Source organism: Flavobacterium sp. CAU 1735 (genome assembly GCF_039888695.1).
Classification (GTDB): Bacteria; Bacteroidota; Bacteroidia; order Flavobacteriales; family Flavobacteriaceae; genus Flavobacterium.
Genome location: NZ_JBDQQQ010000009.1, coordinates 95312 through 111203 on the forward strand (window position 1 = coordinate 95312; position 15892 = coordinate 111203).

12 protein-coding genes are annotated in these 15892 nt (G+C 39.9%); 6 read left to right on the forward strand and 6 right to left on the reverse strand.

What is annotated here, in order from left to right; translation table 11 throughout:
- Nucleotides 1-6 precede the first annotated feature (6 nt).
- The gene (locus AAFN64_RS16620; RefSeq protein WP_347761351.1) at nt 7-972 is read left to right on the forward strand and encodes an OmpA family protein; all 966 of its coding nucleotides are present in this window, start codon (nt 7-9) and stop codon (nt 970-972) included.
- A 94-nt stretch (nt 973-1066) separates the two neighbouring features.
- On the forward strand, nt 1067-2104 hold the full coding sequence (locus tag AAFN64_RS16625; protein ID WP_347761352.1) for an NADP(H)-dependent aldo-keto reductase: 1038 nt from the start codon (nt 1067-1069) through the stop codon (nt 2102-2104).
- A gap of 2 nt (nt 2105-2106) precedes the next feature.
- On the opposite strand, the gene AAFN64_RS16630 is transcribed toward AAFN64_RS16625, so the two are convergent.
- Nucleotides 2107-3477 (reverse strand): PQQ-dependent sugar dehydrogenase, encoded by a 1371-nt coding sequence (locus tag AAFN64_RS16630; RefSeq protein WP_347761353.1) that lies wholly within the window; start codon nt 3475-3477, stop codon nt 2107-2109.
- A gap of 235 nt (nt 3478-3712) precedes the next feature.
- Between AAFN64_RS16630 and AAFN64_RS16635 the strand changes: the two genes are divergently transcribed.
- Together AAFN64_RS16635 and AAFN64_RS16640 are read left to right on the forward strand one after the other, a co-directional pair.
- Entirely contained in the window at nt 3713-4450 is a 738-nt protein-coding gene (locus AAFN64_RS16635; protein WP_347761354.1) for a hypothetical protein, read from the forward strand.
- 109 nt (nt 4451-4559) lie between these two features.
- On the forward strand, nt 4560-6074 hold the full coding sequence (locus AAFN64_RS16640; protein WP_347761355.1) for a T6SS effector amidase Tae4 family protein: 1515 nt from the start codon (nt 4560-4562) through the stop codon (nt 6072-6074).
- 64 nt (nt 6075-6138) lie between these two features.
- On the opposite strand, the gene AAFN64_RS16645 is transcribed toward AAFN64_RS16640, so the two are convergent.
- From AAFN64_RS16645 to AAFN64_RS16655, 3 genes are all read right to left on the reverse strand, one after another.
- Nucleotides 6139-7758: a DUF4139 domain-containing protein gene (locus AAFN64_RS16645; protein ID WP_347761356.1), complete on the reverse strand. Its 1620-nt coding sequence runs from the start codon at nt 7756-7758 to the stop codon at nt 6139-6141.
- 137 nt (nt 7759-7895) lie between these two features.
- Nucleotides 7896-9188, reverse strand: a complete 1293-nt coding sequence (locus tag AAFN64_RS16650) for a hypothetical protein (protein ID WP_347761357.1) — start codon at nt 9186-9188, stop codon at nt 7896-7898.
- A gap of 108 nt (nt 9189-9296) precedes the next feature.
- Complete coding sequence (locus AAFN64_RS16655) at nt 9297-10250, reverse strand: SIMPL domain-containing protein (protein ID WP_300488601.1); 954 nt, start codon at nt 10248-10250, stop codon at nt 9297-9299.
- A gap of 150 nt (nt 10251-10400) precedes the next feature.
- Between AAFN64_RS16655 and AAFN64_RS16660 the strand changes: the two genes are divergently transcribed.
- Together AAFN64_RS16660 and AAFN64_RS16665 are read left to right on the forward strand one after the other, a co-directional pair.
- Nucleotides 10401-12218: a histidine kinase gene (locus AAFN64_RS16660; RefSeq protein WP_347761358.1), complete on the forward strand. Its 1818-nt coding sequence runs from the start codon at nt 10401-10403 to the stop codon at nt 12216-12218.
- A gap of 6 nt (nt 12219-12224) precedes the next feature.
- A complete protein-coding gene (locus AAFN64_RS16665) occupies nt 12225-12971 on the forward strand; it encodes a LytTR family DNA-binding domain-containing protein (RefSeq protein WP_300488597.1) in 747 nt (248 codons plus the stop codon).
- A gap of 208 nt (nt 12972-13179) precedes the next feature.
- Here AAFN64_RS16665 and AAFN64_RS16670 read toward each other — a convergent pair whose 3' ends face one another.
- Nucleotides 13180-13722: a hypothetical protein gene (locus tag AAFN64_RS16670; protein WP_347761359.1), complete on the reverse strand. Its 543-nt coding sequence runs from the start codon at nt 13720-13722 to the stop codon at nt 13180-13182.
- A 146-nt stretch (nt 13723-13868) separates the two neighbouring features.
- A complete protein-coding gene (locus AAFN64_RS16675) occupies nt 13869-15830 on the reverse strand; it encodes a transglycosylase domain-containing protein (RefSeq protein WP_347761360.1) in 1962 nt (653 codons plus the stop codon).
- Nucleotides 15831-15892 lie beyond the last annotated feature (62 nt).

The window sequence follows — 15892 nt, forward strand, 5'->3', positions numbered from 1 at the left end:
TAGCAAATGATTAAAAAAATGTCCATTGGAGTGTTGGCACTTGCGTTGTCCACTTCATGCGTTTCTAAAAAACTGTATACCGATTTAGAAACAAAATACGCCGATTTAAAAAAAGAAAACCGTCAGTTGGCAGATGAAAATACATCACTGACTAAAGATAAAAACCAGTTGGATTTGCTTTCTAAAGATTTGCAGTCGCAGTTGGATAAGCTAAAAGCCGAACGCGATAAACTGGCATCCGATTATGCTGCAGCAAAAAACAGTTTGAAAACCCTGCAGTCGTCCTATAACGCACTCGAGAAAAACAGTGATGATGTGTTAAAGAGCAACATGGACAAAAACCGGGAGCTGCTGGCGCAGTTAGAAGCTAAAGAAAAAGCGCTTGCGGCCGAAAGAGACCGTCTGGAAAAACTGAAAAACGATTTGAAAGACCGTTCGGATCGTGTGAACGAACTGGAAAATATGATCGCCGAAAAAGAAGCTTCCATGAAGCGTCTGAAAGAAACCCTTTCCAAAGCGTTAAATGCTTTTGAAGGAAAAGGATTAACGGTAGAACACAAAAACGGAAAAGTATACGTTTCGATGGAAAACAAACTATTGTTTGGAACCGGAAGTTGGGCTGTCGGAACCGAAGGTAGAAAAGCCGTTGTAGCGGTTGGAAAAGTATTGGGCGATAATCCGGACATTACGGTACTGATCGAAGGACATACTGATAATGATAGATATGCCGGTGCTGTAGGCGCTATCGAAAACAACTGGGATTTGTCGACAAAAAGAGCGACAGCTATTGTAAATATTCTGGGTGAAAACAAAGCAATCGACAAAAAGAATCTGACCGCAGCCGGTAGAGGAGAGTTTGCGCCAATTGCTTCAAACGATACTGCAGAAGGAAAAGCAAAAAACAGAAGAATCGAAATTATTCTGACCCCTAAATTGGATGAAATCTCGAAAATGCTTAATGATATTAACTAATAAACAGTTATATAATGAAAAAGGTTCAGCCCATACGGCTGAACCTTTTGTTTTTAGTATTTTTGAAACCTTATAATTGGAGCATAAAATTAGCATGAAATACACAATACTACCGGGAACGGACATCAAAATAAGTACGATATGTCTCGGAACCATGACGTTTGGAGAACAGAATACCGAAGCGGAAGCACACAGTCAGTTGGACTTTGCATTGGACAAAGGCGTTAATTTTATCGATACCGCCGAAATGTATCCGGTTGCGGCGCGCGAAGAAACTTCCGGGCGAACGGAACGCTATATTGGAAGTTGGTTGCATAAAACCGGAAACCGCGATAAAGTAGTACTGGCGACTAAAATTGCCGGTCCTAACCGCGGAATGGAATATTTGCGAGACGATTTGCATTATACCGATAAAACGATTCGCGAATCGGTCGATAAAAGCTTACAACAGTTGCAAACGGATTATATCGATTTGTATCAGTTGCACTGGCCGGAACGAAAATCGAATATGTTCGGACAACGCGGTTTTACCGTTCAGGACGATGCCTGGGAAGATAATTTTAAAACCGTATTGGAAACCTTTGACGCGTTGATCAAAGAAGGAAAAATCCGTCATATCGGAGTGTCGAATGAAACACCATGGGGCGTGATGCGTTTTCTGGAAGAAAGCAAAAAGCACCATCTGCCGCGCATTGCGACCATTCAAAATCCGTATTCGCTGTTAAACCGGACTTTTGAAGTGGGTTTGTCCGAAACCTGCTACCGCGAAAAAGTAGGCTTATTGGCCTATTCGCCATTAGGATTCGGAACACTTACCGGAAAGTTCCTTACCGGCGAACCGTTGCCAAAAGCGCGAATTAACCTGTTTCCGCGTTTTTCACGTTATTCCGGCGAGCAATCCCAAAAAGCGGTGAAATTGTATCAGGAATTGGCGACTTCATTTGGACTGACGTTAACCGAAATGGCTTTGGCATTTGTACAACAACAAGCCTTTGTTGCTGCAACAATCATTGGAGCGACGAATTTGGAACAGCTAGAGGAAAATATTAAAACCCATTCGGTGGTTTTAACAGAGGAGATGATTCGTGAAATCAATCGTATCCAGGAGCATATTCCAAATCCGGCACCTTAATTTTATTCTACAGATAACTTGTGAGTAGCAGTGCTACCCTCGCTGTCGGTAATATGAAGAATATATAAACCTGTAGCTAAATGCGACGTTTTAATGTTGACTAGCTCCAGGTTTTTTGTTTTCTGAATATGAACCTGTTTGCCGTTCGTATCGAAAATAGCAACGGCATCCGGATAGCTGTTGCCATTGGCCTTGATGTTGATTTCGGTTTTAGCCGGATTCGGGTAGATGGTAAACGTATTTCGGTTAAAATCGGCAGTACCCAGTGAACTGTCTTTTATCTTATAGATGGTTCCGTTGTTAATCGCACCGATATACAATTCGCCATTCATATCTTCTCCAAAAGTCACAAAACTGTTACCGCTAAAGTTCGTCGAGTAGGTTATGGCTCCGGTGTTGTCAACCATACCGATTCGGGGCGAGCAATAATCCGTAAAGAAATATTTGTTCTGGAAATTAGGATAAAGCGATCCGGTATAAACATAACCACCGGTTATCGAACAATTTCCGGCACTATGAGCGGTAACCGCCAAAGGAAAAGTCATCGTCGATTGTGCAGGACATCCGGTACTGGTATTGTACGTATTGTTTCCTTCATAACAACGCCAGCCATAGTTGAGTCCTGCCTGAGTGGAAGCAACTTTATTAATCTCTTCGAAGGCATCTTGTCCTACATCAGCGATCCATAAGTCACCATTGTTTCGGTTAAAGGAAAATTTCCACGGATTACGCAATCCGATCGCCCAGATTTCATCGGCACCAGCCACACCTAAATATGGGTTATTGGCCGGAATGCCATAAGGTGCTCCGGAATTAACATCAATTCGTAGCATTTTACCCAATAACTCGTTGATATTCTGTGCTCTGTTCCCTGGGTCACCACCGCTACCGCCATCGCCCATACCGATGTACAGATAGCCATCCGGGCCAAATTTTACAGATCCGCCATTGTGATTGGAAAAAGGTTGGGTGATAGTAAGTAAAACAGAAGCACTTCCGGCATCGGCAAGGTTCGGATTGCTGCTATTCACACTGTAACGCGCAATTACCGTATTTCCTGCTGTATTGGTATAGTTCACATAAAAGTAGCCATTGCTTTGATAATTCGGATGAAAAGCAAGACCTAACAGACCGCGTTCTCCTCCGGAACTAATTAGGCTGGTTACCGTTAGAAATGGTGTTGGATTAACGGTTCCGTTGGTATTAACTATTTTAATGTTTCCGCCGCGTTCCACTACAAATAAACGGGAGTCGCCGGCATTTGCTATTTCGACCGGATTGGAAAATCCGGTGGCAAAACTTTCCAAAGCAATGGTCTGCGAAAAGCCAATGCTGCTTGTTATAAAAGCCAGGGCAAGTAGTATTTTTTTCATAGGATAGTTGGTGTTGGTTTGTAGTAAAAATAGTAAAAAAATATTTAGTACAGTTGTAACGGTTTAATTTTTAGTGCAATATGAATCTTTGAAAGGACAATTTAGGCAGTTGTTCCAATGGTTAAAGTCTATATCGGTATCTTTCTAAGCTTTGTTTATGCCCTAAAAATCGAAACACTTCCTTTGTTGAGAAGTTATAACGGAATAGTAGTAAATTATAATTTTAATAGGAGCCATGAAACTGTTTTTTAAGAGAATTGGAGTGCTGTTTTTTAAGCGAGAAGTTATTGGAAAACACGAAGAAGTAAAAGAAGTAAAACCTGAAAAAAAGAATAAGGCTGCTTGTAATTGCAAAATGTATGTGAAAAAGGCTTCACTAAGAGAGCTGAAAAACAAGGAAACTGTAAAGGAAACACTCAATAGTAATATAACCGGGCCAAATGGGGAAAAAATTAGAATTAACCGGAGTCGGGTTGTTTATATTGAATCCGAAAAAGAGCACTCCTATACTTTTTCGATTGCAGGTAAAAAGCAGGACGCGCAACTGAGAAATCTGGTTTTATTATCAAATGGTGATCAGGCATACCGTGTCTATTTGCTACAGTATAATCTTAGTTGTATGGCTATCGAAAAGCTAAAAACAGCTATGGAACTATCGGGGAAACTCACGGTAAATATATTGGATGGAAAGGAAGAAATAGCGCCATCTAATCCTGAGATTTATCGTTATGTCGTTAAAACACCGGTGCTTTTATCGGGTTATTTTAATAAAAAAGGAAGCTGGATAAAAGAAGGTAAGGAATTAACAATAGACAATCCTGATTTAAATGTAGACAATCTCAATCCAGAAGATAACATGGATGACCCGTTTTATGAAATAGAGAAAGAATCTGTGAAAGAAGAACTAATGCCTGCTGAAGGAGCGTTAGTAGAAGAAACCGTTATCATTACCACGCCTGTGATTACCTATTAATGTTTCATAACCGTAAAAAAAGCTCTTTTTACCGCTATTTGTGTTCGTTGTTTAGACAGAATTGTTGACTTTGTTGAGATTGCAGAAGATTTGCCCCAGTAAAAATGGAGTGAAATTAATTTCTCTGGAAATGAAGAAAATGCTACAAAATTCGATAATTGTGTTCAGTCTGTTTTGTATCACATTTTTTAAAAAATGTGGTCAGGACTACAATACAAAACAGCAGGTTGTAAAAAATGAAAAAATAACCGTAAAAAGGTTATCCTGTGAAGAACTGCGCAAAAAAAACAATGTCACAAAAAAACTAAATGAAATAGTGTTGACGTTGGCTGCCGATCCATATAATACGAAAAACCATTTGTTGATAAACAGAGAAGAAGCTGTTTGTATAACGGAAAAGGGAATCACATCCTATACTTTTCCCGTTACAAGGCAATATCCTGTTAACAAAATCGAAAACCTGGTACTGCATTATACCAAAGACGGTTCCTGTAATGTGTTTTTTACTACGTATGCTTTGACCCGAAAGCAGGTATTAGAAATACATCGTATCGGAAGTCTGGAAAATAAAATGACTGTTGCGATCCAAAAAGAAGGGAATTGCGATTCCGGTGAAAAAAAACAGTTCTATAAATATAATACATTGGCAAAAGTCCCGATTACGTGGACAAATAAAGGTGAAGCTGTAACGGTTTTAGAATGGTTGCAAAAACAAGAGTGCGATGAACAAGATCTAAACGGTAAGTCGGCTCCGGTTTTGCAAATTATGACAACACCGGTTGTAGGCATGGCATTTACCTCGTTTTTAGAGAAGTTTAAACAGGAGATTACCGTTGTTGCGCCAAATAGCCTTTGGTGGAAAACCACTTCGAGCGATGCTGTTGTTCTGTATTTAAAAGAATATTTTGATCCGAAAACCGGATTGGGAAATACCGAAATAAACGAATTTGCGACCTGGGCTGTTGGTTATTTGTGTAAACACCCGGAAGTTAGCTGGGAGCATTTGGTAAATTGGTTTTTAACACCAGTTGAAATGGATGACGGATATTGTGACAGTTGGTTTTGGGGAAACATAGAACAGAAATATCCGTTAAAAAAATTGCCTCCTTATGTCGATTTCTCCAATGCCTTTCCTAAAATGGAAGAAGACGGAATTATATACCATATGCCGAGTGATACGGTTTATAAAAGGGTTGGAGGAGCTATCCTTGCCAAGCATCAGGAAGAAAATTCAAAGTGCCGAAATGCATGTGCGGTTCGAGCTTCTCTGGCATTTAATTACTCCGGAATACCCATAGATGTGGGACTGAACGGTTCTGAAAAAGTGGATCAGGGTGCCGATGGTAACTATTATATTGTTTCGGCGAAGGCTTTTAATATTTGGATGAAAAAAACATTTGGAAGGCCGACGTTTCGCTTAACAGGAACAAAAGCCAACTGCCGCGAAACTATTGCCGCATTCTTAAAAGATAAAACCGGTGTTTATACCGTTGTGAATAAAAACAGCCGGCGCGCCGGATTCTCCGGACACGTAGATCTGATTTCAAACGGCGAATGCCTTTCCGGTGCCAGTTTATATCCCAAAGGAGGGATAAAGTATATCGAAATATGGCAATTGAAATAAATCAGATGTTACATAGTATGGTTCTTAAAAACAAAGCGCCTCTCCATTGGAGAGGCGCACTTTTCTAAAGATTTCCGATTATCTTATCTTTAGGGTATTTAACGGTATAGCTAATGCGAATTTTCTTTGTTTCATTTGGTTTTAAATTAAGTTCCCAGCTTAATAAACCGGTTTCAGAATTAACCTTGGCACCATCTTTTTGTTTTAATTCGATTTCAATTTCCTTATCGCTACTTAGCGGATACTGATCTTCCAGTTTTAATAGTATCGACTCTTTTTTGTTGTTGCGAACTGTAATGTCATACGTAAAAGTCTGTTCTTTTTTAGTCGATAGGAATTTAACGCCGGATTTATCGACAACTTTTTCACGGGTGATCACAACTTTTTTGTCGCGTCCCATACTAAGATTCAACGTGTCGGATGTTTGTCCCGGATTGACAAGCGTTTTGCCGACATACATTCCCTCGAAAATGATATTGGCTTCGCCTTTTAACAGATTGTATTTGCCATAATCACTGATTTCGGCCAATAAAAAGGATTCTTTATCCAGTTTAGGAGCAGCATAATATTTATAGGTAGCCGGCAATTTGATTTCTTTTAACGAAACACTATGCGTTTTACCATTCGATAGGATGTCATACGGAATATCAATGTCAAACGAAACATTTAATTGGTTTTCGTTGATCATAGTGTAATCCGAAACCGTACTTCTTGCTTGCAATCCGGAAGCTTTTCCTCGAATCGCGACTGCTGAGGTTACCACTTCTTCCATTCGGTCATAGTTAGCCTTGGCTTGCGGTACGGCGGCATATGTCGGTTGGTAAGCTAAAAACCAAGGATTGACTATTGGCGCTTGATTATTCTGGTTCGGGATTCCGCTGGAAAGGGTTAGTTTTACTTTTCTCCAGTCGACTCCGGTGTTTTGAACCACTTGCGCTTTATACAACATGTTTATCGGTGAGGCAATATTATCGGCACGAAGCTCATAAAACGGCGACCAACGCGCATTGTTTGTCAGATAAGAAACATCCAGTGTTACGGCTCCGGCTGTTTGGTTCATCACCTGTAATACCAGTTTTCCGGTAGCATTTTTTTCCTCTTTAGTACTGTTGATTTCCAGTTTGGTGTTTAGTTTGGTTAAAAGATCGGAAAGTTTCTTTTCGCGTTCGTTTAAAACGTCTATTGTATTACTGATCTCGGTGCGTTTCGTTTTGTAATACTCCACCATTTTCATCAGTTCCGTTACACTCAAACCGGTATTTGCCCCATATACCTGTTGATTTCGATCCAAAATTTCGATGGTTTTCATTTCTGAAGTTCGGGTGTTTTTTAAACGATCCAGTTCTTTTTGTACAATTTTGATACTATCCCGTACTTTTTTAATAGCCGGTGAACTTTCGTCAATGTCGTATTCACTGATATAATCGTTCGTGAATTGCGAGGAAAGTACTGTAAGGCTCGAAGGTGCACCAATCTGAACCGTGTTTTCATTCAGGTAATTCGCCACATTTTTGATAACGATTTCGTGTGTTCCGGCCGGAAGATTCAAATAAGCCGTTTGTGTTATTTCTGCGGCGTTAAAATAAACGGTAACCGCATTGACTTTGGCCGTCGTAAAAACAGGCTTTTGGGCGAATACCATTCCGGATAGGGCGAATAGGAGTATTGTGATAAACTTTTTCATGTTTTTTAGTAAATATAATGTTTTACAAATTGTTTAAGGACCGTTTTGTTTTAGGTTCTTTTACGACCGGTAGCGTTGGCAAAGGCGACGATACCGATAAAAAATACGGTAAGGATAAAGACTGTTGGCATTTCGTTTTATTTTTGGAAAGAGTGGATGTCATTTTCAATGGTCAGGATTAACAAACAGGTAGCGGTGCAAAAAACCGGACTGGTAATGCAATGGTGACCGTTCCAGCTACCATTGTTGTTTTGGATGTTGATCAGCTTTCCGCTAACGTTGTCGTACCAGTTTTTCCAGTCATTGTCTTTTTTAACCAACATGGATTCGCCTGTCTGAAGAAAGCTCATGAATTCTTCACCGCCATTATTTCCAAAACCATTCATCACACCATTGTCCATTGCCTGTACTTTTGCAGCTTTATACACTTTTGATGCAACATCGTAGGACGCGGCTTTTTCTTTCGAAATACCAATCTTTTGCAGGTTGTCGCGGTTGAGTTCGGCTGTTTTACCGATTTTACCTTCTGCTTTGGCTTTGGTAAACAGCTCTTCGGCCTCTTTGGCTTCCGAGGCACTTCCACGAACCGAACTACTCACGGCATAAAGCATAATACCGGCACCATCCTCGGTTTTGGCGGTATTGCTTTCGGTATTGTAATTGCTTTTCTGATAATTACGGGCAGCGGTGATTTTGTCTTCGTTTACGGTAATGTTTTTGTTTTTCTTAGCCTGTTCCAATCCCGAACTGGCAAAAGACGATTGCAATACACCGGCCCATCCGGCACCGTTTACTTTTCCGTTGGTGTCGTAGGATTTCTCAATTTTGTTAACGCAGATTTGTATCGCTCTTTCCACCCGTTGCGATGGATTTTTTTCGGCTACCTGATTTAAAAATTGAAGCGTTAGTGCGGCATCAATATTTTCGCCCAGTTTGCGTTGTATCTGTGTGCCGCGAACCTGCGTGATATAATCACTGTTTTTATTGGCTTCGATCTGTTGTAACAGATAGTCCAACGCATTGGAAAGTTGTTTCTGATAAGGCCCTTTGGTTGTGGTATACCCCATACGGTATAAGGCCATCGCAGCCATCGCAGTTGTAGCCGGATCGGATTGTACGGCATGCGGGTTCATTTCGCCCTGATTGCTGTGCGAACCGGCGCCCCAGCCTCCGTCGTTGTTTTGTGCGGAAACCAACCATTTTTCACCTTTTTGCACAACGCTTTTTAGGGAAGCATCATTTTTATATTGGGCATATTCCGCAACAGGTTGTTCGCCCATAACCGACATGAAAACACAAGGTTGTTCTTCCGGTGCTTTTTGGGTGTGTAGTACGGTTGTTTCAGTCGATTCCGGTTTTCCGGTTTTGATCATTACTCCGGTCAACACTACCGAAGTTGTTAAAGCTAGTAAAAGATTCTCGGTTTTCATGATTTTCGGTTTTTTAAAGATTACAGTTCAAAAGTAGTCGTATCGTAAATGCGGTTTTGGTAGAATGGGTGAAAGCGGGTTTCAACTTGGTGAAAGGATTGTAGTAACTTATTTGGTCGTACTCAGTTGTATGGATTTCAGATCACCGGATGGTGTTATCAGTATATATTCCTTTTCATTTTTTGGCGCTGGCTTTTTGGTGCGAGTGATGGCAATTTTAACCTCATATTGCACTTGAATCACCGGTTCGAGTATGGTTGGATTAACCACAAAATCAAAATCCTTGTTTACAATCGGTTGGTAATACAGTGTTGTTGATTTGGTAGCCTGGTTGACATTGGCGAATTTTTTAAGCGAAAGCGATGAACTGCTATAGGCTTCATACGATTTATACATTTCAACCGGAAGTGTAATACTGTAACCGTCCGCTATTTTTTTCTCGGCATTCGTAAACGTTTCACCCAACAGTATTTCGTAATTTTTGGCTTTTTCCAAAACCAGAAGTCGGGCTTTGTTCATCAGGTCTTTTTTAACCGTTTCCAAAGTATTCGAAAAGTAATCTACCCGTACGAGGTCGTAAATTTCATTGGCGGATAGGATCTTAATAAAATCGTCCAACAGATTCGGATCGGTATATTTAATATGAATGTTCTTTTTTAATTCAAAACCAACCGGGATTTCATTATAGGTTTTCCGACTAAATAGTTTTCGTTCGACGGTATAGTCATACATCGGAACAAAAGTGATCATATCTACAAAGGTTTCCACACCTTTTTTTAATCGGATTTCTTTTAACGACTGACCAATGCGCTTGTCGATGATCTCATTGACTTCTTCCGTAGTGGCACCGGTTTGTGACACCTGGAAAATAGCGACATAGGCATCGGCTTTAACATTGGCCAGACCTTTTACACTGGCGATGATATCGGCATTGGAAGGGAAATTCACGTTGATCGAATTGTCGGTAAATACAACCTGGTTTTTATAGTTGATATTCCCGGAAACTTGTGCAATAGCAAAATGTACTGTCAATAAGCTTGCAAAGAGTAGTATTTTTTTCATGTCGGAGGTTTTAAGGTTCGGAGCAAATGTATTAATCGAAAAAACGTACTTTTGGAAGAACGGGTGAAACGGGAATCCGACTTGGTGAATGCTATAGGAAAGGATTTTGGATTTAACGTACTTTACATTCAGAAAAACAAGTAAAACAGCATGCGGTATATAACGTATATCTTGATCGGATTGGGTATCGGACTTTTGACTCCGCAGCAGGCGATTGCCCAACAAATCAATGCCGAAAAAGCGAGTAAAAGTGTCAGTGGGAAACTGAGTAAAGCAGCAGAGGAACTGGCCAAATCCTTAGATGCGAACGATGAGGTAAAGATCGCGGTGAGTTACGAAAAACTGGCACAGGAGTTTATCGATGCCGACGATCCGGTGAAAGGAGAAGAATATCTTAAAAAAGCACTGGAAAGTTTTACCCGACTAAAACGGAAAGAGGATATTGCCCGGGTAACGCGAAATCTGGCGCGAACACAGGAGAGTCAGAATAAATATAAAGCGGCGATAAGTAATTATCAGACCGCGAGTGCCATTACGGTCGATAAAAGCGCGATTGAAGTCAATCAGAATGATGCCAAGCGTTTGCAAAGTCCCCAAAATCCGGCGGCACAGTATGATTATGTCAATTCCAATATCAAATTGCTGGAAAAGGAAAATCGAAGCGAAGAAGTAGCCGATGCTTATGTGCAAAAAGCGGAAATGAGTCTGAAGAAGAGGAATAAAGCCGAAGCCATTGAAAGCTATAACCAGGCGATTACGTTTGTTAAAGACAAGCCAGAAGCGGTGATCAAACTAAAAAATGAAATCGCAAAAGTCTATACCGCCGACAATCAGTTTGACGAAGCAATCGGGATTTCCGAAAAACTATTGGCCGATGCCAAAGCACGTCAGGATTTTGATACCGAAATAGCGCAATTGCAATCGCTGGCAACCATCTATTTTAAAAAGAAAGAGCCGGAAAAAGCCACACACGCCTTAAAAGTAGCCTATAAACTGGCAACCGAAAATGGGAAAGCCGAAGCCGTTAAAAACAACCTCGAAAGATTGCTTAACTATTACCGACAAACCGGAAATTATAAGGAGAGCACACAGTTATACGAACAATTCTTTAAAAACTACGAACAGTTAACCCGAAAAGACAGTGCGCAAGCCGACCAGTTAACCTTTCAGGTAACGGAAGAAAAGATTCGCCAGCTGGAAAAGGAAAAGGTTTTAAAAGACGAATTGATCGCTAAGAAAAACACCTTTAACTATTTCCTGATCGGTTCTATGATTGTACTGTTATTGCTTTTCGGATTGATCATAAAAGCACTGTATTCGATCAAAACAAAGAATAAAGAGATTGCCTTACAGTCGTTACGCCGGGAAATGAACCCGCATTTTATTTTTAACAGTCTGAATAGCGTCAATCAGTTTATATCGCAAAACCGCGAACTGGAAGCGAACAAATACCTAACGTCCTATTCGAAGCTGATGCGGAATATGATGGAAAATTCCAATAAGGATTTTATCGCCTTGGGAAGTGAAATCGAACAATTGCGGAAATACCTCGACCTCGAACATATGCGCTTCGAAGATCAGTTTGAATATACCATTGCAGTAGATGAAAAACTCGATACGGAAACCATTCAGATTCCAAATATGATCATTCAGCCACAACTGGAAAATGCCATCTGGCACGGACTTCGGTATAAGGAAGGCAAAGGTTTGTTGCAATTGCGCTTTCTCCTTGAAAAAGAAAACGTTTTGGTTGTGATCGAAGACAATGGAATCGGATTAACCAAAAGTCGGGAACTGAAAACCAAAAATCAGAAAGTACACCAGTCGAGAGGACTTACCAATACCAAAGAGCGGATTGGTTTGTTAAACGAATTGTATAAAAAAGAGATCGCCTTACAGATTGTTGAAAAAACAGAACCGGAAACCGGGACTATTGTAACCCTGCGTTTTTCCCGGATTGAAAAATAGAATACCATGCAAAAAATAAGAAGTGTAATCGTAGAAGATGAATTGGCGGCAAGAGAAGTGCTTAAAAACTACCTCTCTAAATATTGTCCGCAGGTTGAGGTAATTGGCGAAGCGCAACATATAAAAGAAGCCGTGCCTTTGTTGCATGAACTGGAACCTCAACTGGTTTTTCTCGATGTGGAAATGCCTTTTGGAAATGCTTTCGATGTATTGGAAGCCTGTAAGGATTTGCAGTTTGAAACCATCTTTGTAACGGCTTTTTCGGAATATTCGCTAAAAGCCTTAAATCAGAGCGCGGCTTATTATTTGCTAAAACCAATCAGTATCGAAGAACTGATTTTGGCGGTCAATAAAGTACAATTGCAGTTGTTAAATCAGGATATTTTTAACCGGAACCGGATCATAGTGGAAAACTTCCGGGAAACCAATCCGGAGCGTCAAAAAGTTATTTTGCCAACACTCGAAGGCTTTGAAGTGGCCAAAATGGAAGAAATCGTTCGTCTTCGCGGAAATGGTAATTTTACGGATATCTATTTACAGGATGGCAGTAAAAAAATGGTATGTCGTTTTTTAAAGCATTTTTCGGAAATCCTTCCGTTTCCATTTTTACGGGTTCATAAATCCCATATTATCAATGTGAATTTTGTGAAATCCTATCATAAAGGAGCCGGTGGTTATGTAACGCTTTTCGATGGCTCGGAAGTGGAAATTTCACCAACCTATAAAGAAGAATTTTTAAAGAATTTTAAATAAATCGGATAGAAAATAAAAGCGCCTTAGTAATTTACTAAGGCGCCTTTATTTTTTTGAGACTGACCAGATTGCTATCCTACCTATAAGGCTGACCAGATTTTTATCCTGTCTCATTATATAATACAAATATACGGTAAATTTATTAGATTGTGTTTTTTTAAAGATAGTATTAATTGATTGATATATGGTTTTTTATGATGATCGCATCTTAGCCCGAGTATTGATCTATTGTTATGAGTGTGTTTGTGTTTTTTCGGTAAAGGAAAAGCGTTGATGTATTGTTTTGAATAGCTATTGCAAATTGACCATCACTTAGTCCAAAATGACTATGTGTCATCGCCGTTTTTATGGTTACTTCGACGCATACTAAAGAAATAAAATGATATTCGACAACTACATTTAATGTGGCTTTATCGGGATATTTTTGCATTAGTACCATTCTTAGGTTTCGTGATTTTGGAGGAGGATAATTTAGAAAAACAAAGTCTTTATGTTTTAAAGCATAATAAACCAGATGTTTGAATGAATTTTCAATTAACTCTTGTACTAATGCTAATGCAATCCCTTCTCTTTGTCCATTGTCATCACCAAATTGAACCCGGAGCATATAGTGCTTATCTACCCATAATTCGACAACAGTTTTGTGCGTGTGAGTGACAATCTGTTTAGCGAACTTAGAACAACTGTTTTCTATATATGCCTCTATATCGTTAATCTTTCCTTTTTCAATTCTTAGTCTTTTCCTCTTCATTGCAACGCTCATTTTAAATTACAATGGTAATAAAATAAACCTGATATCACAATTTCGGATATAGTGTAGTATTATTGGTTTCAGATGTTTTTATATTGAACAAAAAGAAATGTAGTAAGTCGCAGATAATTTAGTTTTGAAATAAATTAATACACCATTTCTTTTATAAAAATAGAATCGACGGCAATGCTATCCGGCATGGCTTTTAGTTTTAGTAAGGATCGTGAACGACCGGTAATTGTAAACGGTAATTTGTAGCCAATCGTATCCTCCGGAGTTAAAACACCTCTGCGTAACATTAGCTTTGTCAGGAAGTTTTGTTGCTCGTTGGCATAGCCTTTTAAGCTTCCGGTGCTATCGAACTGCCACATGAATTTTTTGGGTTTCGGTACAATAGTCGCTAAGAAAAGACATTCTTTTAACGTCAGATCGGCGGGTTTTTTCTGGAAATAAAACTGTGCGGCTTCTCCGATTCCGTATACATTTGGTCCCCATTCGATTACGTTAAAGTAAACTTCAAGCATTCGTTGCTTACTGGCGATACGGTTGTTTTCGAGTATATATACCAATAGGATTTCTTCCAGCTTGCGGGACAATGTTTTTTCCCGGGTCAGAAATACATTTTTTACCAATTGCATACTGATCGTACTGGCGCCACGGGCAAATTTTTTGGTTCGGATGTTTTTAACGATCGACTGTTTAAACGCTTCGTTGATAAAACCACGGTGCGACATAAACGACGGATCTTCCGACGTTAAAACGCTTTTTTGCAAATAGGGCGCTATCTGATCCAATGGTGTGAAATTCGGATTGGATGGACCCACGACAATCGGGCGCTGTGGTACTCCGTTTTCGATTGCACGATAGGTAAACGCAGTGTTTAATTTGTCCAGATCAGCTTCTCCGTATTTAAGAATTTTAAGGCCTTCTTTTTGGAGCTTACTGTCAAAAACAAGGGCATTCGGGTTGTTTTTGTTAAATTGAAAGTCGAGTTTGTAGTTAAAACTACCTTCGGCTTCCATACCTTCGAAATGGGTGAACAAACCTTTCGGAAGGGACGTTATAAAGTCCTGTGCTTTCATTTTCGGAAGCGCAACACGTAAGGTATACAAAGTGTCTTTTTCCGTATTGTATTCGGCAAAGGGCTGTATTTTTATAGCGTTGAGCTGTGCTCGGGAACTACTGTCTATAGCGACAAAATGTTCACCAAAAAGAAAGCGGTAATCAAAACGGGCTTTCTCGATGATCACATCTTTTTTAGCAATCCTCGGATGATTAATCGTGAAGTTACTGATAGAGGTATAGCCGTCGACATGCAATTCGTTACCTTCCATTTTTATTTTGGCTACGTTCACATGAATACTGTCAAAACTGGACAAAAGATGAAAACGTTCGTCGATATACGGAACTTTGATTTTGGAAGTATCGCTATTAAAAAAACGAAGATCGGCTGTTTTGTTCCTCGGATCGGCCATCCCTCGGATTTTCCAGTTTTGGGTAAAGGTATTGGTGCGGACGTTTATCGTGGTTTGTAGCTGTTTTCCTTTCAGATCGAGTTCATTTAGATGCATGGTAACCTTTCGTCCCATATCGTCCATCCGGAGCGATAGGTTTTGAAGAGTCATATTGGTTGGCACCAGATTTAAAGCCTTGGTCAGTAGGCGATAGGCCAGTTTGGCGTAATTCTTTTTCTCGTTTTCGGGATTGTCTTCTTTTTCCCGTTTTAGGAAAGCGTCGAAATTACGTCCTTTTTCGTTTTTTACGAATTGGATAAAGCCGTTTTGCATTTCCAGTTCCTGTAATTGAATATCACCGGTAAATAACTGAAAAAGGTTAACCGTCGTTTTAATTTTGGCAACGGCCAACAAGGTATCGGCTTGTTTGGGAACTAAAACAATATTGTGTAAGGTGACACCATTCAGTCCGTCAAATTGCGCTTTTTTGATCGAAAGGGTACAATTGTAATCGACGTCAAAACGGTTTTCGGCTTTAGTAATCACTTTTTGAAGTAGGGAATCCCGGAAAATAAAAAGACCGATAAACGCAAGCGCAAAAAGGACTAGCAGCGCTATCGAAAAGCGGATGATTTTTTGCTTTCTGGTTCTCATACTTCTTCTGGTTTGTACAAAAATAGGGTATTATCCCTAAAAATAAAGTAGAAGAATATGTT